General features: G+C 60.9%; 18 protein-coding genes. 11 read left to right on the top strand and 7 right to left on the bottom strand.

Annotated features, from left to right (window positions below; genetic code table 11):
• Window positions 1-110: 110 nt before the first annotated feature.
• Window positions 111-1,808: an AMP-binding protein gene (locus AC1RDQ_RS02370; protein WP_492586152.1), complete on the top strand. Its 1,698-nt coding sequence runs from the start codon at window positions 111-113 to the stop codon at window positions 1,806-1,808.
• Window positions 1,809-2,490: 682 nt separating this feature from the next.
• Here AC1RDQ_RS02370 and AC1RDQ_RS02365 read toward each other — a convergent pair.
• The 3 genes from AC1RDQ_RS02365 to AC1RDQ_RS02355 form a co-directional block, all read right to left on the bottom strand.
• Window positions 2,491-3,390: a hydroxymethylglutaryl-CoA lyase gene (locus AC1RDQ_RS02365; RefSeq protein WP_492586150.1), complete on the bottom strand. Its 900-nt coding sequence runs from the start codon at window positions 3,388-3,390 to the stop codon at window positions 2,491-2,493.
• 146 nt (window positions 3,391-3,536) lie between these two features.
• Window positions 3,537-3,938, bottom strand: a complete 402-nt coding sequence (locus AC1RDQ_RS02360) for a MerR family transcriptional regulator (protein ID WP_057714129.1) — start codon at window positions 3,936-3,938, stop codon at window positions 3,537-3,539.
• A 205-nt stretch (window positions 3,939-4,143) separates the two neighbouring features.
• Entirely contained in the window at window positions 4,144-5,073 is a 930-nt protein-coding gene (locus AC1RDQ_RS02355; RefSeq protein WP_090456650.1) for a LysR family transcriptional regulator, read from the bottom strand.
• 165 nt (window positions 5,074-5,238) lie between these two features.
• Between AC1RDQ_RS02355 and AC1RDQ_RS02350 the strand changes: the two genes are divergently transcribed.
• Window positions 5,239-6,468: an acyl-CoA dehydrogenase gene (locus AC1RDQ_RS02350; RefSeq protein WP_057714131.1), complete on the top strand. Its 1,230-nt coding sequence runs from the start codon at window positions 5,239-5,241 to the stop codon at window positions 6,466-6,468.
• 195 nt (window positions 6,469-6,663) lie between these two features.
• On the opposite strand, the gene AC1RDQ_RS02345 is transcribed toward AC1RDQ_RS02350, so the two are convergent.
• Together AC1RDQ_RS02345 and xthA are read right to left on the bottom strand one after the other, a co-directional pair.
• The gene (locus tag AC1RDQ_RS02345; RefSeq protein WP_492586148.1) at window positions 6,664-8,004 is read right to left on the bottom strand and encodes a phosphate ABC transporter substrate-binding/OmpA family protein; all 1,341 of its coding nucleotides are present in this window, start codon (window positions 8,002-8,004) and stop codon (window positions 6,664-6,666) included.
• Window positions 8,005-8,202: 198 nt separating this feature from the next.
• The gene (gene xthA / locus AC1RDQ_RS02340; protein WP_057714133.1) at window positions 8,203-9,015 is read right to left on the bottom strand and encodes an exodeoxyribonuclease III; all 813 of its coding nucleotides are present in this window, start codon (window positions 9,013-9,015) and stop codon (window positions 8,203-8,205) included.
• Between the two features lie 257 nt (window positions 9,016-9,272).
• Between xthA and AC1RDQ_RS02335 the strand changes: the two genes are divergently transcribed.
• The 7 genes from AC1RDQ_RS02335 (at window position 9,273) to AC1RDQ_RS02305 (ending at window position 20,528) form a co-directional block, all read left to right on the top strand.
• Window positions 9,273-9,923, top strand: coding sequence for a GNAT family N-acetyltransferase (locus tag AC1RDQ_RS02335; RefSeq protein ID WP_492586146.1), 651 nt, complete (start codon window positions 9,273-9,275; stop codon window positions 9,921-9,923).
• Between the two features lie 78 nt (window positions 9,924-10,001).
• On the top strand, window positions 10,002-11,729 hold the full coding sequence (locus tag AC1RDQ_RS02330; protein ID WP_492586144.1) for an autotransporter assembly complex protein TamA: 1,728 nt from the start codon (window positions 10,002-10,004) through the stop codon (window positions 11,727-11,729).
• Entirely contained in the window at window positions 11,726-15,397 is a 3,672-nt protein-coding gene (locus AC1RDQ_RS02325; protein ID WP_492586142.1) for a translocation/assembly module TamB domain-containing protein, read from the top strand. The genes AC1RDQ_RS02330 and AC1RDQ_RS02325 overlap by 4 nt, the downstream gene beginning before the upstream one ends.
• A gap of 237 nt (window positions 15,398-15,634) precedes the next feature.
• Window positions 15,635-16,108 (top strand): MarR family winged helix-turn-helix transcriptional regulator, encoded by a 474-nt coding sequence (locus AC1RDQ_RS02320; RefSeq protein WP_090456640.1) that lies wholly within the window; start codon window positions 15,635-15,637, stop codon window positions 16,106-16,108.
• Window positions 16,105-17,574, top strand: coding sequence for an efflux transporter outer membrane subunit (locus tag AC1RDQ_RS02315; RefSeq protein ID WP_492586140.1), 1,470 nt, complete (start codon window positions 16,105-16,107; stop codon window positions 17,572-17,574). Before AC1RDQ_RS02320 ends, AC1RDQ_RS02315 begins: the two co-directional genes overlap by 4 nt.
• Window positions 17,575-17,589: 15 nt before the next feature.
• Window positions 17,590-18,792, top strand: coding sequence for an HlyD family secretion protein (locus AC1RDQ_RS02310; protein ID WP_492586138.1), 1,203 nt, complete (start codon window positions 17,590-17,592; stop codon window positions 18,790-18,792).
• Window positions 18,793-18,995: 203 nt separating this feature from the next.
• A complete protein-coding gene (locus AC1RDQ_RS02305) occupies window positions 18,996-20,528 on the top strand; it encodes a DHA2 family efflux MFS transporter permease subunit (RefSeq protein WP_492586136.1) in 1,533 nt (510 codons plus the stop codon).
• Window positions 20,529-20,653: 125 nt separating this feature from the next.
• Here AC1RDQ_RS02305 and lpxH read toward each other — a convergent pair whose 3' ends face one another.
• Entirely contained in the window at window positions 20,654-21,406 is a 753-nt protein-coding gene (lpxH, locus tag AC1RDQ_RS02300; protein ID WP_492586134.1) for a UDP-2,3-diacylglucosamine diphosphatase, read from the bottom strand.
• Complete coding sequence (locus AC1RDQ_RS02295; RefSeq protein WP_008053603.1) at window positions 21,403-21,906, bottom strand: peptidylprolyl isomerase; 504 nt, start codon at window positions 21,904-21,906, stop codon at window positions 21,403-21,405. The genes lpxH and AC1RDQ_RS02295 overlap by 4 nt, the downstream gene beginning before the upstream one ends.
• A 250-nt stretch (window positions 21,907-22,156) precedes the next feature.
• Here AC1RDQ_RS02295 and AC1RDQ_RS02290 point away from each other — a divergent pair, with 250 nt between their 5' ends.
• Window positions 22,157-23,854, top strand: coding sequence for a glutamine--tRNA ligase/YqeY domain fusion protein (locus tag AC1RDQ_RS02290; protein ID WP_150812606.1), 1,698 nt, complete (start codon window positions 22,157-22,159; stop codon window positions 23,852-23,854).
• A 20-nt stretch (window positions 23,855-23,874) separates the two neighbouring features.
• Window positions 23,875-25,257 carry a cysteine--tRNA ligase gene (gene cysS / locus AC1RDQ_RS02285; protein ID WP_492586132.1) on the top strand — a complete coding sequence of 461 codons (1,383 nt, stop codon included), beginning with the start codon at window positions 23,875-23,877 and terminating at the stop codon, window positions 25,255-25,257.
• Window positions 25,258-25,275: the final 18 nt, after the last annotated feature.

Genomic DNA, 25,275 nt, shown 5'->3' with positions numbered 1-25,275 from the left:
TTGCTCGCGAAGGACGTCAACGATAACCCGTGTTGTCTGGATAAACGCGGTGCCTTGACGTTCTTCGCGAGCGAGCTCGCTCCTACAAAATAAAGACAATAGGGGTCGTCATGGATCAACCCAGTGCAAGCCCGCAACGCAGTTACACCCGTGGTTCCCAGGACAAAGCCTTGCTGGCGATGACCATCGGCCAGGCGTTCGACAACACGGTTGCGCAGTACCCGGACGGGGAGGCGCTGGTGGTGCGCCATCAACAGCTGCGTTACACCTGGCGGCAATTGGCCGAGGCCGCGGACCTGCACGCCAGGGCACTGCTGGCGCTGGGGCTGCAAGCCGGGGACCGCCTCGGCATCTGGGCGCCGAACTGTGCGCAGTGGTGCATCAGCCAAATTGCCACCGCGAAAATCGGCGTGATCCTGGTCAACATCAATCCGGCGTATCGCAGTTCCGAACTCGAATACGTGTTGAAGCAATCCGGCTGCCAATGGCTGGTGTGTGCCGGGGCCTTCAAGACCTCGAACTATCACGCCATGGTGCAGGGCCTGGTGCCGGAACTGGCAGAGCAGTCCATCGGCAAATTGCTCAGCGAGCGGTTGCCGGAGTTGCGCGGCGTGATCAGCCTGGATGTGCAGCCGCCCAGCGGTTTCCTGCCCTGGTCGCAACTGACGGATCTGGCTGGCAGCGTGTCTCCTGAACAATTGCGCGAGCGTCAGGAAAGCCTGCATTTCGATCAGGCGGTGAACATCCAGTACACCTCTGGCACCACCGGTTTTCCTAAGGGCGCGACCCTCAGTCACTACAACATTCTCAACAACGGTTACATGGTTGGCGAAAGCCTGGGCTTGACGGTGGCCGATCGCCTGGTGATCCCGGTGCCGCTGTATCACTGCTTCGGCATGGTCATGGGCAATCTTGGCTGCATCACCCATGGCAGTACGATGATTTACCCGAACGACGCGTTCGATCCGTTGCTGACCCTGGGCACCGTGGCCGAAGAAAAGGCCACCGCGCTGTACGGCGTACCGACCATGTTCATCGCCATGCTCGATCAACCTCAGCGTGCCGGGTTCGACCTGTCGAGCCTGCGCACCGGGATCATGGCGGGCGCAACCTGTCCTATCGAGGTGATGCGCCGGGTCATCAGCGAAATGCACATGAGCGAAGTGCAGATTGCCTACGGCATGACGGAAACCAGTCCGGTGTCGTTGCAGACCGGTCCTTCAGACGACCTGGAACTGCGCGTGACCACCGTCGGCCGCACCCAGCCGCAACTGGAAAGCAAGATCATCGACGAAGCGGGCAACCTGGTGCCGCGTGGCACCATCGGTGAGCTATGCACCCGCGGTTACAGCGTGATGCTCGGCTATTGGAACAACCCTGAAGGCACGGCGGACGCCATCGATCAGGCTGGGTGGATGCATACCGGTGACCTGGCGAGCATGAACGACGAGGGTTACGTGTGCATTGCCGGGCGCAACAAGGACATGATCATCCGTGGTGGTGAGAATATTTACCCGCGGGAGCTGGAAGAATTTTTCTTCACTCATCCGGCCGTTGCGGACGTGCAGGTGATCGGCATTCCCTGCTCGCGCTACGGCGAAGAGATCGTCGCCTGGATCAAGTTCCACCCCGGCCACAGCGCCACCGAGCAAGAGCTGCAAGCCTGGTGCAAGGAGCGCATTGCGCACTTCAAGACGCCGCGCTACTTCAAGTTCGTCGAGGAGTTTCCGATGACGGTGACTGGCAAGATCCAGAAATTCCGGATGCGCGAGATCAGTATCGAGGAGTTGCGCGAAAAGCAGGAGTGAAGAGGAAACCTGTGGGAGCGAACTTGCTCGCGATGAGGGTGTGACATTCAACATTTGTGCTGACTGATCCACCGCCATCGCGAGCAAGCTCGCTCCCACAGTGTCTTGAAGAATTTTCAGAATCGCAGACAGCACAAAGGGGAGCCGAAGCTCCCCTTTAATTTTTGTTGCGCGTGCTCTTTTTTTATTATTGAGGGTCGGTCTGTTTTTGTTTTTGGCAACCGTTGCCCTTTACCGCTGTTTTTGGCGATCCCCATTCGGGATCAAGAGCAAACGTATTTTTTTGAGCGCTGATCTACTTTCTCGCTAAGCGATCCAACCAGTTCGGGAGCTACCTGAAGGTAGTTTTATTATTCTCTGCCCGGTTGCGGGTAACTCCGAAAAGCACCCTGAAAAGCACATCTTCTCCAAAAAAATCTGTTAGCTGCGTCTCTGCCGTGTTGTTTTTGTTATGTCAGAGTCGTTACGTCTTGTTTTTATTAGGTTTTCCGCAATTTTTTTATTCTTGTTATGCGATAGATATAGCAGGAGGCGTGCCAACTTTATAAAAGCCTTTAAAATCAATGGTTTGAAAATTTGTAGGGTTTTGCGCCTCAGGCAAAACCCTACAATTTGTTTCCGTGTTACTCGCTTGTGCCCACGTTTCAGACACAGCGGTAACACCCGGACACACTCAGTGCACTCACTGTGCGCTGCGGGCCTTGGCCACGCGGGAGCCGGTAGGGCGACCCAATACCGTGCAAATCTGCTGGCCGGCGAGCATCAAGGCGTCGAGGTCGATTCCGGTGTCGATGCCCAGGCCGTTGAGCAGGTAAACCACGTCTTCGGTGGCGACGTTACCACTGGCGCCCTTGGCGTAGGGGCAGCCGCCGAGACCTGCGATGGAGCTGTCGAACACCGAGATGCCTTCCAGCAGGCTGGCGTAGATGTTGGCCACAGCCTGGCCGTAGGTGTCGTGGAAGTGCCCGGCGAGTTTCTCCCGGGGCACCTCCTTCGATACCACTTCAAACATCTTGCGGGTTGCGCCAGCGGTGCCGGTGCCGATGGTGTCCCCCAGCGAGACCTCATAGCAGCCCATGGCATACAGCTCGCGGGCGACCATGGCGACCTGCTCCGGGGCGACATGACCTTCATAGGGGCAGCCCAGCACGCAGGACACATACCCGCGCACAGTCACCTCATGTTGTCTGGCGGCGTCCATGATCGGCCCGAAACGCTCCAGGCTTTCGCTGATCGAGCAATTGATGTTGCGCCGGGAAAACGCTTCGGACGCCGCCGCAAACACGGCCACTTCCTTGACCCCGGCGGCGAGGGCATCTTCGAAACCGCGCAGGTTGGGGGCGAGCGCGCCGTAGACCACACCAGGTTTGCGCTGGATCTGCGCGAAGACCTCGGCGGAGCCGGCCATCTGCGGCACCCACTTGGGCGAAACGAAACTGCCGACTTCGATATAGCCGAGCCCGGCTGCGGTCAGTGCGTCGACCAGTTGCACCTTATCGGTAACACTGATGGGTTGGGCTTCATTTTGCAGGCCGTCGCGTGGGCCGACTTCGACAATGCGTACGTGGGTGGGGAGGGGCATGGGGTTCGACCTGTGCTGATTGTTCGGAGAACCCTGTAGGAGCGAGCCTGCTCGCGATGGGCTCCCAGGCACCGTGTTTATCCAGCAAACACGCGTTATCGTTAACGACCATCGCGAGCAGGCTCGCTCCTACAAGGGGTCGGGTTTTACTGAATGACTTCCTGGCTTTTGAGCGTCTGCTCCAGCGCCTGCACGCAGCGCTCTTCGGCGGTATCGAGTTCCAGTTTCATCTGTTCGATGTCCAGCATTTGCTGTTCAAGCTGTTCCCGGCGCTCGCTGATTTTCGCCAGCATGCTGTGCAACTGTTTGGTGTTACCGCTGGACGGATCGTAGAGCTCGATCAGCTCGCGGCATTCAGCCAGGGAGAAACCGATGCGCTTGCCCCGCAGGATCAGCTTCAGGCTGACCTTGTCGCGGGGCGAGTAAATGCGTTCCTGGCCACGGCGCTCGGGGCTGAGCAGGCCTTGCTCTTCATAAAAGCGAATGGCACGGGTGGTGATGTCGAGCTCGCGGGCGAGATCGGAAATGCTGTAGGTCTGGCTGCTCATGGACGCGCTCGCAAAAGGTCATGGCGCTAAGCTAATGGCAGGTTGACGTTTACGTCAAGTGGCAGGTTTTTCCGGTGTGGAGAAGGGCCTCATCGCGAGCAAGCTCGCTCCCACAGGGATCTGTGTCGGACACAAGTATTGTGTTCGCTGGATACCTACTGTGGGAGCGAGCTTGCTCGCGATGGGGGCACCTCGGTATCAAGCCCTACACCTTCTCGAGCTTTTTCTCCTGCGCCGTCACCTGCTGGCACAACTCGATCATCTGCTCGCGCATCCAGCGGTTCGCCGGGTCCTGGTCAGTGCTTTCGTGCCAGTAGAGGTGGGTTTCCACCGGCGGTACATCGTTGACCGGCAGATAAAAGGCGTGCAAATCGTTACGACGGGCGAAGCGTTCCGGTACGGTCATGACCATGTCGGTCTGCTGCAACACTTGCGAGGCCATCAGGTAATGCTGGGAGCGCAGGGCGATCTTGCGCTGGATGCCCATCTTGCCCAGCGCCAGGTCGACATAGCCGAGGCCGCTGCGACGACTGGAAATATGGATGTGGGTCAGGCTCAGGTAATCGTCCAGTGTGAGTTTTTCCTTGCCCGCCAGCGGATGCCCCTTGCGCATGGCGCACACGTAGCGGTCCTCCATCAACTTGACGTGACGCACCTGCGGGTCGGTGTTGAGCGGCGCATCCACCGCGAAGTCGAGGCGACCGGCGGCCAGTTCCTTGGTGGTTTCGCGACGTTTGGACAGGAAGCTTTCGATGATCACCGCCGGAGCCAGGCGGCGCAGGCGCTGGAACAGCGGCGGCAGGATCACCGCTTCGGTCAGGTCGGTCATGCTGATGCGATAGGTCTTGACCGCTTGCTGCGGGTTGAAAATGCGGCTTTCCTGCACCGACACGCGCAGCAGCGAGAGCGCGTTGCGTACCGGGCCGATGATGTTCTGCGCCATGGGCGTGGGCACCATGCCCTGGGCTGTGCGCACGAACAACGGGTCGTTGAAGGTCTCGCGCAACCGGGCCAGAGCGTTCGACACCGCTGGCTGGGTAATGCCCACAATCTGCCCGGCGCGGGTCAGGTTGGCTTCGGTGTAGATCGCGTCGAAGACGATGAAAAGGTTGAGATCGACCTTGCTCAGATTCATTACGCGGCTCTCTTATTGTGTGGGCGGGCTGACCGTGACGATCAGCCGATCATATATCGGTGATGAATGTTTATACACGCCGAGAATAGGCTAGGTAAATTATCAACGCTGTTCTAGCATCGATACATGACCTAAAACAACCTCCCCCAAGAAGGTATCTCGCTCATGGATTTCGCTTATTCGCCCAAGGTTCAGGAACTGCGTGAGCGCGTAACAGCGTTCATGGACACCTACGTCTATCCCGCCGAAGCCGTGTTCGAGCGCCAGGTCGCCGAGGGCGATCGCTGGCAGCCGACGGCGATCATGGAAGAACTGAAACTCAAGGCCAAGGCCGAAGGCCTGTGGAATTTGTTTCTGCCTGAGTCCGAACTGGGTGCCGGCCTGACCAACCTCGAATACGCGCCACTGGCGGAAATCATGGGCCGCTCGCTGCTGGGGCCAGAGCCGTTCAACTGCTCGGCACCGGACACCGGCAACATGGAAGTGCTGGTGCGTTACGCCAACGAAGAGCAGAAACAACGCTGGCTCGAACCGCTGCTGCGCGGCGAGATCCGCTCGGCGTTCGCCATGACCGAACCGGATGTCGCGTCCTCCGACGCCACCAACATGGCTGCTCGTGCCGTGCGCGATGGCGACGAGTGGGTGATCAACGGCAAGAAATGGTGGACCTCGGGTGCTTGCGACCCGCGCTGCAAAATCCTGATTTTCATGGGCCTGAGCAATCCGGATGCGCCACGTCACGCCCAGCACTCGATGATTCTGGTGCCGGTGGATGCGCCCGGTGTGAAGATCGTGCGTCCACTGCCGGTGTTCGGTTACGACGATGCACCTCATGGGCACGCCGAAGTGCATTTCGAAAACGTACGGGTGCCATACGAAAACGTCCTGCTGGGCGAAGGACGCGGCTTCGAAATTGCTCAAGGTCGCCTTGGCCCTGGCCGGATTCACCATTGCATGCGTTCGATCGGCATGGCCGAGCGCGCCCTGGAACTGATGTGCAAGCGCTCGGTGAACCGCACGGCGTTCGGCAAGCCTCTGGCACGCCTGGGCGGCAACATCGACAAGATCGCCGACTCGCGGATGGAAATCGACATGGCACGCCTGCTGACGTTGAAAGCGGCGTACATGATGGACACCGTCGGCAACAAAGTGGCGAAAAGCGAGATCGCGCAGATCAAGGTCGTCGCGCCAAACGTGGCATTGCGGGTGATCGACCGGGCGATCCAGATCCATGGCGGGGCAGGGGTTTCCAACGATTTCCCGCTGGCCTATATGTATGCAATGCAACGCACCCTGCGCCTGGCCGACGGCCCGGACGAAGTGCACCGTGCGGCAATCGGCAAGTTCGAAATCGGCAAATATGTGCCGAAAGAGATGATGCGTAGCGGGCAATAAGACCGCAAAGAATTTGTGGGCCGTGAGTATTTGTGGCGAGGGGGCTTGCCCCCGTTGGACCGCGAAGCGGGCTTGAATCCATTCACCGTGTTGGCTCTGATGCAACGCGGTGGATGATTCGCGACTGCTTCGCAGCCGAACGGGGCGGTGCGGCGTTCCGACAAGCCCCCTCGCCACATTTGTTCGCATTTCAGTTCAATACACCCAAACCTCAACCCGCCGATTCCTGATCCTTCCCTCATCGGCGCTATTGGCCGCCACCGGCATTTCGGCACCGAATCCGCGTATCTCGCGAAACACCACGCCGCTCTTCACCAACTCCCGCCGTACCGCCATGGCCCGCAGCTTCGACAACAGATCGGCGCGCGCCGGGTCGCTCTTGGCATCGCCAAACCCCACCAGCGTCACTTGCCCAGCCGTTTTGTCGTGCTGCTTTATATAGTCGAGCACCCGCCACAGGTCTTGTCGGGCCTTGTTGTCCAGGGTGGCGCTGCCTTCCTCGAAACGGAAGTTCACCGACAACCGTTGAGCATGTCTGCTTAGCGCCTGATAACCCTCTGGCATCAACGCATTGGGGGTAACGGCCATGGCCTGGACGGTTTGGGCAATAAAACCGTTGGCGGCCACAATGGCCTGACCCTTAGTGCTTTGGGCAAACGCCACCAGGGCATTGGCCCAGGGATTTTTCCCGTTGGGTGGCAGATAGAAGAACAGCCGACGGGACAGCGGATAATCTTCCGTGGCAATCAGGCTGTTGAGCGGCGGCATGGCTTGCGATTGACCGTCGATAATGGCCACGGCTTTAGCCTGGCGCACGTAGGGCAAACCGATGAAACCGATGCCTTGCGGGTCCGCGCTGACCGCATCGGACAGTTGTTCGCTGGACTCGAAGCGCTTCGCCGCACTGCCGAGGGTTTTCCCGTGGCCGCTGAGGACCAGTTCCTTGAAGGTGTCGTAGGTCCCGGACTGATCATCCCGTGCATACAGATGAATCGGCCCGCCGCGACCGCCAATGTCTTCCCAGCTCTTCACCTCGCCACTGAAAATGCGCGCCAGTTGCACGGTGTCGAGTTGGTTCAGCGGATTGTCCGGATGAAGGATGATCGCCAGGCCATCGATGGCAATGACCTGTTCGGCGCTCGGGCTTTTCAGGTCGCCGAGCGATTGCAGGCTGGCCAGTTCGCTGTCCTTGATCGGGCGCGACGAGGCGGCCAGATCGGCGCTGGCTGCTTTGAGTGCAGTGAAACCGGTGCTGGAACCATGGGCCGCTACCTCCACCACGACCCGACGGCCCTGAACGGTTTCGCCGACGATGCGCAGTTCGTTGGCGGTGTCCGGGGTTTCACGGCGGATCTTGCGCAGGCCCTGTTCACTCAACAGACCCTCTACCAGCGCCGGCCCCAATGCCGCACCGATGGTGTTGGAACCCTGAATCCGCAGCGCCGGGCCGTGTTCGGGTGTCGGCAAGTCGACGGCCGAGGCCGCCTGCGGCAAGCCCGTGCACAGCATCAACAGGAACAACACGCGCAGCATCATGCCGGCACCATATATAGCCAAAGGAGGTGTCGGGAGATTAAGTCAGTAAGGTTTCCGAAAAATGACAAATTGCAGTGGTGGTCCCCTGTGGGAGCGAGCTTGCTCGCGATGGGGCCTTTACATTCAATATCGATGTTGAATGTAAGACTGCTATCGCGAGCAAGCTCGCTCCCACAGGGGATTGTTGTTGGTCCTGAATCAGCTCAACTCAAGCCAGATCGGCGCATGGTCCGAAGGTTTTTCCATGCCTCGCAGTTCATAGTCCACACCGGCGGCCTTCACCCGTGGCAACAGGCCGTGGGAGGCGAGGATCAGGTCGATGCGCAGGCCACGCTTGGGCTCGTCTTCGAAGCCACGGCTGCGATAGTCGAACCAGCTGAAGGTGTCGGTCACGTCCGGGTTCAAGTGACGGAAACTGTCGACCAGGCCCCAGTTCTTCAGACGGGCCATCCACTCGCGCTCTTCCGGCAGGAAGCTGCACTTGCCGGTTTTCAGCCAGCGCTTCATGTTGTCCGGGCCGATGCCGATGTCGCAGTCTTCCGGGGAAATGTTCACATCGCCCATCACCACCAGCGGCTGGTCGTTCTTGAACTGGCTTTCCAGCAATTGCTGCAAATCGCCGTAGAAACGCTGCTTGGCCGGGAACTTGGTCGGGTGGTCGCGGCTTTCGCCCTGTGGGAAATAACCGTTCATGATGGTCACCGGCACGCCATTGGCGTCGGCGAAGGTGCCCCAGATGAAGCGTCGTTGGGCGTCTTCTTCGTCGGTGGCGAAACCTTTATGCAGGGCCAGCGGCTCCTGGCGCGAGAGCAGGGCGACGCCGTAATGGCCTTTTTGCCCGTGGAAGTACACGTGATAACCCAGGGCCTGCACCTCGGCCAGCGGGAACTGTTCGTCGTGGACCTTGGTTTCCTGCAAGCCGATCACATCGGGCTGGTGCTTTTCGATCAGCGCCGCCAGCTGATGGGGGCGGGCGCGCAGCCCGTTGATGTTGAAGGAGACGATCTTCATGGTCGGCAGTCCTGGCAAAAGGGCGATGCTAGCTGACATGTGGGAATCGGGCCAGTGTGGGGTGAGGGGATTCAGTTTTGCCTGTCAGCTTTGCGTCGATAGTGATGGCCTCATCGCGAGCAAGCTCGCTCCCACAAAAGCAAAGGCGGTTTCATTGCCTACACTGATTGCGGATCTGTAAGGAACTGTGTCAGCGCCAACAGGCTCGTAACAACAAGAGCGCAGCCACCCGAGCTGTGCCGGGGAGATCAACCGTCATGCCCGAAACCTCGACCGCCATCGCCGATGTTCACATGCTCGACAGCGGCTACGGCCGCGAAGCGCGTTCGTTGCTGTACCAGGCTTATCGACACGAGCCGACCTTCGGCTATCTGTTCGAAGCCGAGCGCCCCGGCTACGAACAGCGGGTTCGCGCCACCGTGCGCGAGTTGGTGACCCAGCATTTTTTTCAGGACCTGCCGGCCATCGGCCTGCTGGTCAACGACCGCTTGATTGGCATCGCCCTGATCGCACCGCCGCAACGTCGCCTCGGCGTCACCGAAAGTTGGGCCTGGCGCCTGCGCATGGTGCTCAGTACGGGATTTCGCTGCACCCGTCGCTACCTCGAATATCACGCGGCCGTGGAGGCCTGTGTGCCGAATGAATCGGTGCACGTCCTGCCGTTGCTGGGGGTTCATCCGCAGTTCCAGGGCAAACATTTCGGTGAACAACTATTGCAAGCCGTGCACAACTGGTGCGCAGTGGATGAAAATTCACAGGGCGTGATCCTCGATACCGGGAACCCTCGCTACCTGGAGTTCTATAAGCGCCAGGGCTATCAGGAAATCGGTGAAGTTGCCGTAGGACCGATTCGCGAGCACGTGTTTTTTCACCCCAATCCCCAGGTGTTACATACTGCAACCGCTTGAACGGCGAACTTTCTTTGCATGTCAGGCTCTATCACGCTTCCATGTTCATGATCCATGCTCGTGATAGCATCCGCGCCTATGAAGTTTCCAGGAAGAATTACCAGCGGTGTGCTGATGCTGATGACCAGCTGCGCAGCGCTGGCACAAAGCGAATTGGATGTACGGATCAAACCGTCCAATGACGAGCTGAAAGCCAATATCGAAGGCTATATCGGCAGCCTCGGCGATCGCGATGAAGAAGCGTTGCTGCGCTTCAGCCGTGGCGCCGAAGAACAGGCGCGCAAGGCCGCCCAGGCCTTGGGCTATTATCAGCCGCACATCGACAGTGAAGTGAAGGGCGGCGAAAAGCCGCGCCTGGTGTTGACGGTCGACCCCGGCGAGCCGGTGCACTTGCGCAACGTCACGGTACGTGTCGACGGTCCGGCAGCCTCCCTCAAGTCCTTTCGAATTCCCAAAAGCGACGCGCTCAAGCCCGGCGCCGTGCTCAACCATGGGCATTACGAGGACGCCAAGCGCCTGATCCAGAATCAGGCTTCGCGTTATGGCTTTTTCAGCGGCCGTTTCACCCGTTCAAAACTGTCGGTCGACCCCCGTGCCGGCGTCGCCGATATCGAACTGATCTATGAAAGCGGTCCGCGCTATACCTTGGGCAAGGTCAGTTTCGAGGGCGATACGCCGTTCGATGACGAGTTGCTGCAACGCATGGTGCCGTTCAAGACCGGCACGCCGTATGACTCGGAACTGATCGCCGAACTCAACCAGAACCTGCAATCGAGCGGCTACTTCGAAGGCGTGCGCGTGGACGCGGCACCCACGGCGTCCAGGGACGAGGCGATCCCGGTGGACGTCAAGCTCGAAACCCGCAAGCCGCGGACCATGGGCCTGGGCCTGGGGGTCTCCACCGACGTCGGCCCGCGGGCCAAGGCCAACTGGACCCGGCACTGGGTCAACGCGCAAGGGCACAGTTATGGCTGGGAAACCGAAGTCTCGGCACCTCGGCAAAACGTCGGGCTGTTCTACGACATTCCGCTGGACCCGCCACTGACCGACAAACTGCGTTTTGCCGGTGGCTACCAGAATGAAGAAATCGCCGATAAGGACAGCCACAGCAAGCTGCTGACCCTCGGCCCCGAGTGGCACAGCAAACTGCCCAGCGGCTGGCAACGGGTGGTGTCGCTGAAGTGGCAGCGCGAGGATTACCAACTGGGCGATGACTCGGGACTCAGTACCTTGCTGATGCCCGGTGTGAGCTATTCGTACCTCAAAAGCGACAACCGCATCGACCCGCACAACGGCTATCGCCTGCAATTCGAATCCAAAGTGGCCAAGGAAGGTCTGGGTTCCGACAGCAACGTGCTCTACGGCACGGCATTGGTCAAAGGCCTGACCACGGTGTTCGATAAACACCGCCTCCTCGGGCGGGTGCAGGTCGGCGGCAGTGCCACCAACGGCTTCAAATCGGTGCCGCCATCGCTGCGCTTCTTCGCTGGTGGCGATCAGAGCGTGCGTGGCTACGACTATCAGAGCCTGTCCCCGGAAAACTCCGACGGCGACCGCATTGGTGGCCGCTACATGCTCGCCGCCAGCGCGGAGTATCAGTATTCCATCGCCGAAAAATGGCGGATCGCGACCTTTGTCGATCAGGGCAACTCCTTCAACACGCTCGAACTGCCGAACCTCAAGACCGGCGTCGGTATCGGCGTGCGCTGGGTATCGCCGGTGGGGCCGATCCGCCTCGACCTGGCCCACGCGCTGGACGACGATGGCGGTATTCGACTGCACTTTTCCATGGGGCCTGAGCTTTGAAGCGTGGTTTGAAAGCAACACTGCTGACGATGGCGGCGCTGCTGGCAGTGGTTGTCCTGACGCTGGCCACGGTGCTGGGCACGGCGACAGGCAGCCGCTGGGCATTGGGTTTCGTGCCGGGCTTGACCCTGGAAAACTTCCAGGGCCGGCTGGGCGGGCAGTGGAGTGCCGACCGGGTGCTGTGGCAGCAGGACAGCAACCGGGTTGAACTAAGCAAGGTGATTTTCGCCTGGTCGCCGTTGTGCCTGACCCGCATGACCCTGTGCATCGAGCAATTGCAGGCCGATCAGGTCAGCCTGACGTTCCCTCCGGGTGCCGAAGAGCCAGGCAGCGGCCCGATCACGCTTCCGGAGCTGAAGTTACCGTTGGCCCTCGAACTGGGAGAGATCAAGGTCGGCAGCCTGTTGTTCAACGGCAGCGAAGAGCTCAAGGGCCTGCAACTGGCGGCGCACTGGACGACGGCCGGTTTGAAGATCGACGCAGTGTCGTTGCAGCGCGATGACCTGAGCTTGAACCTGTCCGGCCTGTTGCAGCCCTCCGGCAACTGGCCCCTCAGCGCCTCCGGCAAGCTGACCCTGTTGTCGACACCTGCCCCCCTGGCGCTGGCGCTGAAAGTCGACGGCGACCTGCTCAAGACCCTGAACCTGAACGCCGACAGCAGCGGTTACCTCAACGGGCAACTGACCGGCGAACTGCAACCGCTGGTGGAAAACCTGCCGGCCAAGGTGCGGATCACCGCCGATGGCTTCAAGCCCAGCGCCGATCTGCCGGACACCCTGCAACTCAATCAGCTTGAACTCACGGGGGCAGGCGACTTGAAGAACGGCTACGCGCTGCTCGGCAAAGCCACACTGCCCGCCGAGCAAGGGCCCGTCACCCTGGCGCTGCAAGGCAAGGTCGACGCCAAGGGCGCGCAGATCGCCGCGCTGGACCTGACCGCCAACGACAAGCAAAGCCTCAAGCTCACCGGACAGCTGGATTGGAGCAAGGGCTTGAGCGCCGAGGCGAAGATCGACTGGCTGGATTTCCCGTGGCACAGGCTCTATCCGCTCATCGACGAGCCGCAGGTAGCGCTTCGCACGTTCACCGGCGAAGTCTCTTACACCGACGGCAAGTACCTCGGGCATTTCGCCGCGGCGGCGGATGGTCCGGCCGGCGCCTTCACCCTGGCCAGCCCTTTCGCGGGCGATCTGACGAAAATCTACCTGCAACAGATTCAACTCCAGGCTGGGCAGGGCAAGGCTGAAGGGCACCTGAACCTGCAATTTGCCGACGGCATTGCCTGGGACACCGCGCTGGACCTGTCGGCGATCAACCCGGCGTACTGGGTCGCGGAGCTGCCGGGCACACTGGCCGGGCCGTTGCGCAGCACGGGTGAGATGAAGAACGAGGTGCTCAGCCTCAATGCCGACCTGGACCTCAAGGGCAAACTGCGCGGTCAGCCAGCAGTGATCCAGGCCAAGGCCGATGGCCGTGGCGAGCAATGGAACCTCAATACCCTGCAAGTTCGCCTCGGCGACAACAGCATCAGCGGCAAAGGCAGCCTGCAACAGAAACTCGCCGGCCAGATCGATCTCAAGTTGCCGCGCCTGGCCCAGCTCTGGCCGCAACTGCGGGGCCAGCTCAATGGCCGCGTGGATGTCGCCGGCACACTCAAGGCGCCCCAAGGCAAGCTTGACCTGCAAGGTTCGCAACTGGCTTTCCAGGACAATCGCCTGCAAAGCCTGAACCTGGACGCCACGCTGGACAGTGCGCAACGGGCGAAAGTCGACCTCAAGGGCAGCGGCATCCGGGCCGGTGACACTTCACTGGGAACCCTGACCGCCAGCGGCCAGGGCGATATCAAGAACCAGAAGCTGAACCTCGATCTGCAAGGGCCGAAGCTGAAACTGGCGCTGGGTCTGGACGGTGCGCTGGACAAAGGCAATTGGCGCGGACGCCTGGCCAGCGGTGATATCCAGGCCGGTGGCCAGGACTGGAAGCTGCAAGGGCCGGCGAAACTCGAACGCCTGGCGGACGGCAAAATCACCTTTGGCGCCCATTGCTGGGCCTCCGGCCAGGCCAGCCTCTGCGGTGAAGACGCGCGCCTGATGCCCGAGCCGAAGCTGCGTTATCACCTCAAGCAATTCCCGATCGACAGCCTCGCGCAGTGGTTGCCGAAGGATTTCGCCTGGCAGGGCCGGCTCAACGCCGACCTGCAACTGGACCTGCCGGCCAGTGGCCCGAACGGCCAGGTCAGCGTCGATGCCGGCGGCGGCACGTTGCGCATCAAGGACAAGGATCAGTGGCTGGACTTCCCGTACCAGACCCTGAAACTCACCAGCAAACTCACGCCCAAGCGCATCGACACCGAGCTCAACTTCGTCGGTGGCAAACTCGGCGAGCTGATGGTGCAGGCGCAGCTCAATCCGTTGCCGAAGAACAAACCGTTGAGCGGCTCGTTCCGCTTGAGCGGGCTGGACCTGTCGGTGGCGCGACCGTTCGTGCCGATGGTCGAGAAACTGACCGGGCGCTTGAATGGCAGCGGCACGATTTCCGGTGGGCTGCTGGCACCGCAGGTCAATGGCAGCCTGCAACTCAGCGACGGTCAGATCTCCGGTCCTGAATTACCAATGGAGCTGAAAAATCTGCACCTCCAGGCGCTCATCGCCGGTGAAAGCGTGCAACTGAACGGTGGCTGGGACAGCGGCAAGGCCGGGCATGGCAGCCTGAACGGCAACGTCGCGTGGGGCCAGGCGCTGGTGGTGGATCTGGCGCTCAAGGGTTCGCAGTTGCCAGTCACCGTCGAGCCTTACGCCAAGCTGGAAGTCGCGCCTGACCTGAAAATCTCGATGAAGGGCGATGAGTTGGCCATCGCCGGCAAAGTGCTGGTGCCCAGGGGCGACATCACCATTCGTGAATTGCCGCCATCGACGGTCAAGGTCTCCGATGACACGGTGATCGTCGGTCAGCAGACCGAGGAGGGCAAGCCGCCGCTGGCAATGAAAATGGACATCGAAGTGCTGGTCGGTGAGGACAAGCTGAGCTTTGCAGGATTTGGCCTGACCGCGAATGTGCAGGGGCATGTGCACATCGGCGACAACATGGACACCCGTGGCGAGCTGTGGCTCAACGATGGACGATATCGCGCCTACGGCCAGCGGCTATCGGTGCGCCGGGCACGCTTGCTGTTCGCAGGTCCCATCGATCAGCCGTACCTGGACATCGAGGCCATTCGCAAGACCGACGACATCATCGCCGGCATTCGTTTGAGTGGCAGCGCCGAGCAGCCGACCACGCAGATCTTTTCCGAACCGGCCATGAGCCAGGAGCAGGCCCTGTCCTATCTGGTGCTCGGGCGTCCGCTGAGCAGCAATGGCGAAGACAACAACATGCTCGCCCAGGCGGCCCTCGGGTTGGGCTTGATGGGTAGCTCCGGGGTGACCAGCGGCATCGCCAAGAACCTGGGCATCCAGGACTTCCAGCTGGACACCCAGGGCAGTGGAGATGCCACCAGTGTGGTGGCCAGCGGCAATATTTCCGAGAAGCTCAGCCTGCGCTATGGCGTCGGCGTGTTCGAACCGGCCAATACCATTGCCCTGCGCTACAAACTGAGCAAGAGGGTCTACCTCGAAGCCGCCGGCGGCGTGGCCAGTTCGCTGGACATCTTCTACAAGCGGGATTTCTAGGCCTGCGTTTTCGTTAAAACCGAGTTGCCCCCATCGCGAGCAAGCTCGCTCCCACAAGGTCCAGTGCGATCCCTGTGGGAGCGAGCTTGCTCGCGATGGCGTCAGTGTGGCCGCAACAAATCCCGACGCCATTGATCAACTATTTACCAAGCATGCTAACTATTACGTTGACATTCGCTGCCTAGGCAGTAACATCTTGACATACATTCACTGCCTAGGCAGCTAATTGGTGGTCAGATGAAACATTTCTCCCCGGAAGATTTCCAGAATTGCCATCTCGGCCTGTTGCTCGGGCGTGCCGCGCTGCTCAAGGACCGGATCATCGACACCCACATGGAACCCCACGGCATCACCGCCGCGCAGTTCAAGGTGTTGATCATCATCGCCCAGTACGGCGTCGATTCGCCGGGCGAGTTATGCCGTCACCTGTCCCTGGACAGCGGCTCGATGACGCGCATGCTCGATCGTCTGGAACAGAAAGGTTTCCTTGCCCGCCAACGCTCCGAGGCAGATCGCCGCCAGGTGCAGCTTGTGCTCACGGAAGAAGGGCAGAAGCTCGCCGGGCGGTTGCCGCACATCGGCGCCGAAGCCATGAATGAACTGGCCGGTGCCATCACTCCGGAAGAACTGAAAACCCTGGAGTTGATCCTGAAGAAAATTTTGGTGGCAGCCGGTGACGCGATCACGCTGCTGCGGGTAGGTGACAAATGAGCAGTAACCCCTTGCGTACCGGCTTGAGCCTGGTGCTGTTGGCCATGAGCGTCGCCGGTTGCGCCAGTTACAGCGGCCTGAAAACCGAAGGCGTCAGCCTCGACGCGAAGACCCTCAAGGCCGGGCAATCCCTCAGTGGTGTGACGTTGTCCCCCGCGGCCTGGCCAAAAAGCGACTGGTGGAAAAGCCTCGGCGACCCGCAACTCGATGACCTGATCCGCGAGGCCCTGCGCGACAGCCCGGACATGCAGATCGCCGATGCCCGTGCCCATCAGGCCAGCGCCGCAGCCTACGCCGCTGACGCTGCGCGGATGCCGACCCTGGATGCCAGCGCTGGTGTCAGCCGTTCGCGCTTGGCCCGGGACCAGGACCCGCTCGGGCAGGGTGACGCTTACGCCACCGTTCGCAACATCAGCACCGGTTTCAACTACGACTTCGACCTGTGGGGCGGTCAACGCGATGCCTGGGAAGCGGCCCTCGGCCAGGCTCGCGCCGCCGAAGTCGACCAGCAGGCTGCGCAACTGACGCTGGCCGCCGATGTCGCCCGGGCCTATAGCGATCTCGGTCAGGCGCACATCGTCTACGACCTGTCCAACGAAGACCTCAAACGCACCCGGCAAATGCTCGACCTCAGCCAGCGGCGCCTGACTGCCGGGATCGACAGCCAGTACCAGTTCCAGCAGACCGAAAGCCTGGAAGCCACTTCCCGGGCCAACCTGATCGACGCCGAAAAACGCTTGAACAGCGCGAAAATTGCCCTGGCCGTTCTGCTCGGCAAAGGCCCGGGCCGCGGTAATGAAATTGCCCGCCCGAACATTCTTCAGTCGAGTGCGGTAGCGCTACCTTCGGTGCTGCCGGCCGAGTTGCTCGGGCGTCGCCCGGACCTGGTGGCCGCGCGCTGGCGGGTCGAAGCGGCGAGCAAAAGCATCGACGCCGGCAAGACCCGGTTCTATCCCAACCTGAACCTCAGCGCCGCCGCCGGTGCCGAATCCTTGCTGGGCGATGCGATGTTTGGTTCGGCCAGCCGCTTCTTCAACATTGCACCGACGATCTCTGTGCCGATCTTCGACGGTGGCCGCTTGCGCGCCGACCTCGATTCCCGCGACGCCGATTACGACCTCGCCGTGGCGCAGTACAACAAAAGCCTGGTCAAGGCGCTGGGGGATGTCAGCGACAGCGTCAACCAGTTGCGTGACATCGGCCGACAGATCGCTGCCCAGCAGCACGCCACCGACATCGCCCAGGATTCCTACAACACCGTGGTCCAGCGTTACGGTTCCGGCATCGGCAACTACCTGGACGTGCTCAGCATCGAGCAGCAATTGCTCCAGGCCCAGCGCCAGCTGGCCAACCTGAATGCCGAGCAGATTGACCTGTCGATCCAACTGATGCAGGCGCTGGGCGGCGGTTACCAGCCTGAGGCCATTGCCTCGGCCAACGCCACGCCAGCCACGCTGACCCACTAATTCAAGGTACTTGTCATGGCCACTGCCGATACAACTCAACCTCCTGAAAACACCCAGGGCAACCCCAATTCGGGCAAGCGCAAGTTCATGCTGCTGGTCCTGGCTGCCGTCGTCGTGCTCGGTTGCGCGGGTGTCTGGGCCTACTACGAATTCTACGGGCGCTGGAGCGAAAGCACCGACGACGCCTATGTGAACGGCAACGTGGTGGAAATCACGCCGCTGGTCACCGGCACCGTGGTCAGCATCGGCGCCGATGATGGCGATCTGGTGCATGAAGGCCAGGTGCTGGTGAACTTCGACCCGAACGACGCCGAAATCGGTCTGCAAAATGCCCAGGCCAATCTGGCGCGTACCGTGCGTCAGGTGCGTGGCTTGTACAGCGATGTAGACGGCATGAAGGCCCAGGTCAACGCCCAGAAAGCCGAAGTGCAAAAGGCCCAGGACAACTTCAGCCGCCGCAAGAACCTCGCCGCCGGCGGGGCGATTTCCCAGGAGGAGCTGTCTCACGCCCGCGACGACCTGACCTCGGCGCAAAACGCCCTGGCCAATGCCGAACAAAGGCTCAAGACCACCAGCGCGCTGGTCGATGACACCGTGGTTTCATCGCACCCGGATGTGATGGCCGCCGCCGCGCAACTGCGTCAGGCCTACCTGAACAACGCCCGCAGCACCTTGATTGCGCCGGTGACCGGTTACGTGGCCAAGCGTTCTGTACAACTTGGCCAGCGCGTGCAACCGGGTACCGCGCTGATGGCGGTGATTCCCCTGGATCAGCTGTGGATCGACGCCAACTTCAAGGAAACCCAGTTGCGTGACATGCGCATCGGCCAACCGGTGGAGATCGAGACGGACCTGTACGGCAGCAGTGTCAAATACAGCGGCACCATCGACAGCCTCGGCGCCGGGACCGGCAGTGCGTTTGCCTTGCTGCCAGCGCAAAACGCCACCGGCAACTGGATCAAGATCGTGCAGCGCGTGCCGGTGCGAGTCCACGTCAACGCCGAGGAGCTGGCCAAACATCCGCTGCGGGTCGGCCTGTCGACCATGGTCGATGTGGACCTGCACGACCAGAGCGGGCCGGTGCTGGCGCAACAGCCGCAGCAGAAGGCTTCGTTCAGCACCAGCGTCTACGACCGTCAGCTGACCGAGGCCGATGCGATGATCACCCAGTTGATCCACGACAACAGCGCCGCGGTCAGCAAGACCGCACAACGCTGATTCGCCAGTCCGTCATCAACCGGAAATTGTGGGAGCGAGCTGTGGCGAGGGGGCTTGCCCCCGTTGGGCTGCGAAGCAGTCCCAAAATTTCCGATGTATCGAAGATCTTGTGAGTGCTGCGCACTCAAACGGGGGGCAAGCCCCCTCGCCACAGCTCGCTCCCACAGGGTTAGCGGCGCTAGCCGAGTTTCAAAGGATTTGCGATGAGCAATAACGCGTCTTTCACACCGCCCAGCCTGTTGCTCAGCACCATCGGCCTGTCGCTGGCGACCTTCATGCAAGTGCTCGACACCACCATCGCCAACGTGGCGCTGCCGACGATCTCCGGCAACCTGGGCGTGAGTTCGGAGCAGGGCACCTGGGTCATCACCTCGTTCGCCGTGAGCAACGCCATCGCCTTGCCGCTGACCGGTTGGCTCAGTCGGCGTTTCGGCGAGGTGAAGCTGTTTGTCTGGGCGACGCTGCTGTTCGTGCTGGCTTCGTTCCTGTGCGGGATTTCCACCTCGATGCCGGAGCTAGTGGGCTTCAGGGTGCTGCAAGGGGTAGTGGCCGGGCCACTGTACCCGATGACCCAGACCCTGCTGATTGCGGTTTACCCCCCGGCGAAACGGGGGCTGGCGCTAGCGCTGCTGGCGATGGTCACGGTGGTCGCGCCGATTGCCGGGCCGATCCTCGGCGGATGGATCACCGACAGCTACAGCTGGCCGTGGATTTTCTTCATCAACGTGCCGATCGGCCTGTTCGCGGCATGGGTGGTCACCCGGCAGATGAAAAAGCGCCCGGTGGTCACCAGCCGCCAACCGATGGATTACGTCGGTCTGATCGCGCTGATCATTGGCGTCGGGGCTCTGCAGATTGTGCTCGACAAGGGCAATGATGCCGACTGGTTCGAATCCAGCTTCATCGTGATCGGCTCGGTGATTTCGGTGGTGGCCCTGGCGTTCTTCGTGATCTGGGAAATGACCGACGAACACCCGGTGGTCAACCTGCGCCTGTTCGCCCATCGTAACTTCCGCTACGGCACCATCGTGCTGATCCTGGGCTATGCCGGGTTCTTCGGGATCAACCTGATTTTGCCGCAGTGGCTGCAAACGCGGCTGGGCTATACCGCGACCTGGGCCGGTTTTGCCGTGGCCCCGCTGGGGATCCTGCCGGTGCTGCTGGCGCCGTTTGTCGGCAAGTACGCACCGAAATTCGACATGCGCCTGCTGGCGGGCGGGGCGTTCCTGGCCATCGGCCTGAGCTGTTTCATGCGCGCAGGCTTCACCAATGAAGTGGACTTCCAGCACATCGCCATGGTGCAGCTGTTCATGGGGATCGGCGTAGCGCTGTTCTTCATGCCGACCCTGACCATCCTGCTTTCGGACCTGCCACCGAACCAGATTGCCGACGGTTCGGGGCTGGCGACGTTCTTGCGGACCTTGGGCGGCAGTTTCGCGGCGTCGTTGACCACCTGGATCTGGATTCGTCGGGCGGACCAGCACCACGCCTACCTGACCGAAAGCATCACCCCCTTCGATCCGGCGACCCGCGAAGCGCTGACCCACCTGGGCGGGGCAGGGGCCAAGGCCTACACGCAGCTGGAGCAGACGGTGATCAGCCAGGCGTACATCATGTCCACGGTGGACTACTTCACCTTGCTGGGCTGGATGTTCCTGGGGCTGATCCTGATTGTCTGGCTGGCCAAGCCGCCGTTTACGGCGAAGGCCGGGCCAGAGGCTTCCGCGGGGCACTGACAAACGCAGTGGAACCCATGTGGGAGCGAGCTTGCTCGCGATAGCGATGGATCAGTCAAAAAAGATGTTGGATGTTAATCCGCTATCGCGAGCAAGCTCGCTCCCACAGGGATCTCCTACAGCCTTCAGTTCGCGGGTGCTGCCAGTGGCGGTGGCGGAGTGAAATCAAACGGCGCCAGCGAAAACCCTTGCTCATCCACCTGCAATGCCCACCCTTGACGATCCCAATCCCCCAGCACAATGCGCCGGGCCGCTTGCTCGCCAAGCTGCAACTTGTGAATCGCGGGGCGGTGGGTGTGCCCGTGGATCAAGGTCTTCACGCCGAATTCCTGCATGATCCGCGGAATCTCTTCGGGCGTGACATCGACGATGTCATTGGCCTTCATCCGCGTTTGCGCACGGCTTTCACTGCGCAGTTTGCGCGCCAGCTTGTGCCGGGTGCGCAGCGGCAGATGCCGCAGGATGAACAGGGTGATCGGGTTGCGCAGGTAGCGACGCAGCTTCATATAGGCTTCGTCGCGGGTACAGAGGCTGTCGCCGTGCATCAGCAGCACCGGCTCGCCGTTGAACTGCACGACACTCGGATCCTTCAACAAGGTGCAGCCGGCTGCTTTGCAGAAGGCCTTGCCCAACATGAAGTCGCGATTGCCGTGCATCAGGAAAATGGCCGTGCCGCTGTCGCTCAATTCGCGCAGGGCCTGGCAGATGGAACGCTGGAAGGGTGTCATGGCGTCGTCGCCAATCCACACCTCGAAGAAGTCGCCCAGAATGTACAACGCACTCGCCGAGCGGGCGCGTCCGGCGAGCAAATCCAGAAACGCCCGGGTAATGTCCGGGCGCTCCTCTTCCAGATGTAAATCTGAAATCAGCAATATCACTCAATGATCTCGGCTTTCTCGATGATCACGTCGTCTGCCGGTACGTCCTGGTGGCCGGACTTGGAAGTGGTGGCCACGCCTTTGATCTTGTCGACAACGTCGGTGCCGGCGGTCACTTTACCGAATACCGCGTAGCCCCAGCCCTGAACGTTCTTGCCGCTGTGGTTCAGGAAGCTGTTGTCCGCCACGTTGATGAAGAACTGTGCGGAAGCCGAATGCGGCTCCATGGTGCGGGCCATGGCGACGGTGTATTTGTCGTTGGAAAGACCGTTGTCGGCTTCGTTCTGGATGCTTGGGCGCTTGTCTTTCTTTTCTTTCATGCCTGGCTCGAAACCGCCGCCCTGGATCATGAAGTTACCGATGACACGGTGGAAAACGGTGTTTTCGTAGTGACCGGCTTTAACGTACTCAACGAAGTTGGCCACGGTGATCGGGGCTTTGTCGGCGTTCAGTTCGAGGACGATGTCACCGAAGTTGGTAGTCAGTTTGACTTGGGTCATGATCGTTACTCACTAGAGGAATTCGTGGTGTTGGAACATCGCGTCCCGCCACCGGTTCAGCCTTTTTGGCCAAGGTGCGCAGTTTAGCGTGCCAGACGCGAATTTCGAGGCTGTTTTTTCATTTACGGCCTATTAAATGCGACGGTTTACAGAGTGCGCTCTGTCAGGTACTTGACGGCATCGGCTATGATAGCGGCTTTGTTTTGTCCGGCCTTCATTACGGCCACGCACTTGTACGTTCAAGGATCCTATGAGCAAGCCCACTGTCGACCCTACCTCGAATGCCAAGACCGGCCCTGCCGTGCCGGTCAACTTCCTGCGGCCGATCATCCAGGCAGACCTGGACTCGGGCAAGCACACGCAGATCGTCACCCGTTTTCCGCCTGAACCCAACGGCTACCTGCACATCGGCCACGCCAAGTCGATCTGTGTGAACTTCGGCCTGGCCCAGGAGTTCGGCGGCGTCACGCACCTGCGTTTCGACGACACCAACCCGGCCAAGGAAGACCAGGAATACATCGACGCGATCGAAAGCGACGTCAAATGGCTGGGCTTCGAATGGTCCGGCGAAGTGCGCTACGCCTCGCAGTATTTCGACCAGTTGCATGACTGGGCGGTGGAGTTGATCAAGTCCGGCAATGCCTACGTCGACGACCTGACCCCGGAACAAGCCAAGGAATACCGTGGCAGCCTGACCGAGCCGGGCAAGAACAGCCCGTTCCGCGACCGCAGCGTCGAAGAGAACCTGGACCTGTTCGCCCGCATGAAAGCCGGCGAGTTCAAGGACGGCGCACGGGTGCTGCGGGCCAAGATCGACATGGCCTCACCGAACATGAACCTGCGTGACCCGATCATGTATCGCATCCGTCACGCGCACCACCACCAGACCGGTGACAAGTGGTGCATCTACCCCAACTACGACTTCACCCACGGTCAGTCGGACGCCATCGAAGGCATCACCCATTCGATCTGCACCCTGGAGTTCGAAAGCCACCGTCCGCTGTACGAGTGGTTCCTCGAGCACTTGCCGGTACCGGCCAACCCGCGCCAGTACGAGTTCAGCCGCCTGAACCTGAACTACACCATCACCAGCAAGCGCAAGCTCAAGCAGCTGGTCGATGAAAAGCACGTCAATGGCTGGGACGACCCGCGCATGTCCACGCTGTCGGGTTTCCGCCGCCGTGGCTACACGCCTAAATCGATCCGCAACTTTTGCGAAATGATCGGCACCAACCGTTCCGACGGCGTGGTCGACTTCGGCATGCTCGAATTCAGCATCCGCGACGACCTCGACCACAGCGCCCCGCGCGCCATGTGCGTGTTGCGTCCGCTGAAAGTCGTGATCACCAACTACCCGGAAGGCCAGGTCGAAAACCTCGAACTGCCGTGCCACCCGAAAGAAGACATGGGCGTGCGCGCGTTGCCGTTCGCCCGTGAAATCTACATCGACCGTGACGACTTCATGGAAGAGCCGCCGAAGGGCTACAAGCGCCTGGAGCCGGCCGGTGAAGTGCGTCTGCGTGGCAGCTACGTGATCCGCGCCGACGAAGCGATCAAGGACGCCGATGGCAACATCGTCGAACTGCGCTGCTCCTACGATCCGGACACCCTGGGCAAGAACCCGGAAGGTCGCAAGGTCAAAGGCGTGATCCACTGGGTGCCGGCCGCTGCCAGCGTCGAGTGCGAAGTGCGTCTGTACGATCGTCTGTTCCGTTCTCCAAACCCGGAGAAGGCCGAAGACAGCGCCAGTTTCCTGGACAACATCAACCCTGATTCGCTGCAGGTACTCACCGGTTGTCGTGCCGAGCCTTCGCTGGGCAATGCACAGCCGGAAGACCGTTTCCAGTTCGAGCGCGAAGGTTACTTCGTCGCCGATCTCAAGGACTCGAAACCAGGTCAGCCGGTATTCAACCGTACCGTGACCCTGCGTGATTCGTGGGGCCAGTGATTTAGCGTCAAGGAATAAACGTGCTTACGATCTACAACACGCTCACCAAGAGCAAAGAAGTCTTCAAGCCGCTCGATGGCAACAAGGTGCGCATGTACGTGTGCGGCATGACCGTGTACGACTATTGCCACCTGGGCCACGGCCGCAGCATGGTCGCGTTCGACCTGGTGACGCGCTGGTTGCGCTTCAGCGGCTATGACCTGACCTACGTGCGCAACATCACCGACATCGACGACAAGATCATCAATCGGGCCAACGAGAACGGCGAGTCGTTCGAAGCCTTGACCGAGCGCATGATCGCGGCGATGCACGAAGATGAAGCGCGCCTGAACATCAAGAAGCCGGACATGGAGCCGCGTGCCACGGATCACATCCTTGGCATGCACGCGATGATCCAGACCCTGATCGACAAGGGCTACGCCTACGCCCCGGGCAATGGCGACGTGTACTACCGCGTCGGCAAGTTCATGGGCTACGGCAAGCTGTCGCGCAAGAAGATCGAAGACTTGCGCATCGGCGCACGCATCGAAGTCGACGAGTCCAAGCAGGACCCGCTGGACTTCGTTTTGTGGAAAGCCGCCAAACCGGGCGAACCGAGCTGGGAATCGCCGTGGGGCGCCGGGCGTCCGGGCTGGCACATCGAGTGCTCGGTGATGTCCACCTGCTGCCTGGGCGAGACCTTCGACATTCATGGCGGCGGCAGCGACCTTGAGTTCCCGCACCACGAAAACGAAATTGCCCAGAGCGAAGCGGCCACCGGCAAGACCTACGCCAACGCCTGGATGCATTGCGGCATGATCCGTATCAATGGCGAGAAGATGTCCAAGTCCTTGAACAACTTCTTCACCATTCGCGACGTGCTCGACAAGTACCACCCGGAAGTCGTGCGTTACCTGCTGGTGTCGAGCCACTACCGCAGCGCCATCAACTACTCGGAAGACAACCTCAAGGACGCCAAAGGCGCTCTGGAGCGTTTCTACCACGCGTTGAAAGGCCTGCCGAACGTGGCGCCAGCGGGCGGCGAAGCCTTCGTCGAGCGCTTCACCCAGGTGATGAACGACGACTTCGGCACACCGGAAGCCTGCGCGGTGCTGTTTGAGATGGTCCGCGAGATCAACCGCCTGCGTGAGAGTGATCTGAACGCTGCGGCCGGTCTGGCCGCCCGTTTGAAAGAACTGGCCAGCGTGTTGGGTGTGTTGCAACTCGAAGCCGATGACTTCCTGCAGGCCGGCGCCGAAGGGCGCGTGGATGCCGCTGAAGTCGAGGCGCTGATTGCCGCGCGTCTGGCGGCACGCGCCGGCAAGGACTGGGCCGAATCCGACCGCATCCGCGACCAGCTCACCGCCATGGGCGTGGTGCTGGAAGACGGCAAGGGCGGCACGACCTGGCGTCTGGCTGACTGACAGCTGTAGTGCTTGAAA

This window comes from Pseudomonas sp. GW823-FHT02E01 (assembly GCF_058797535.1).
The sequence above is the reverse complement of the archived record's forward strand: the minus strand, read 5'-3'. Positions and strand labels throughout refer to the sequence as shown.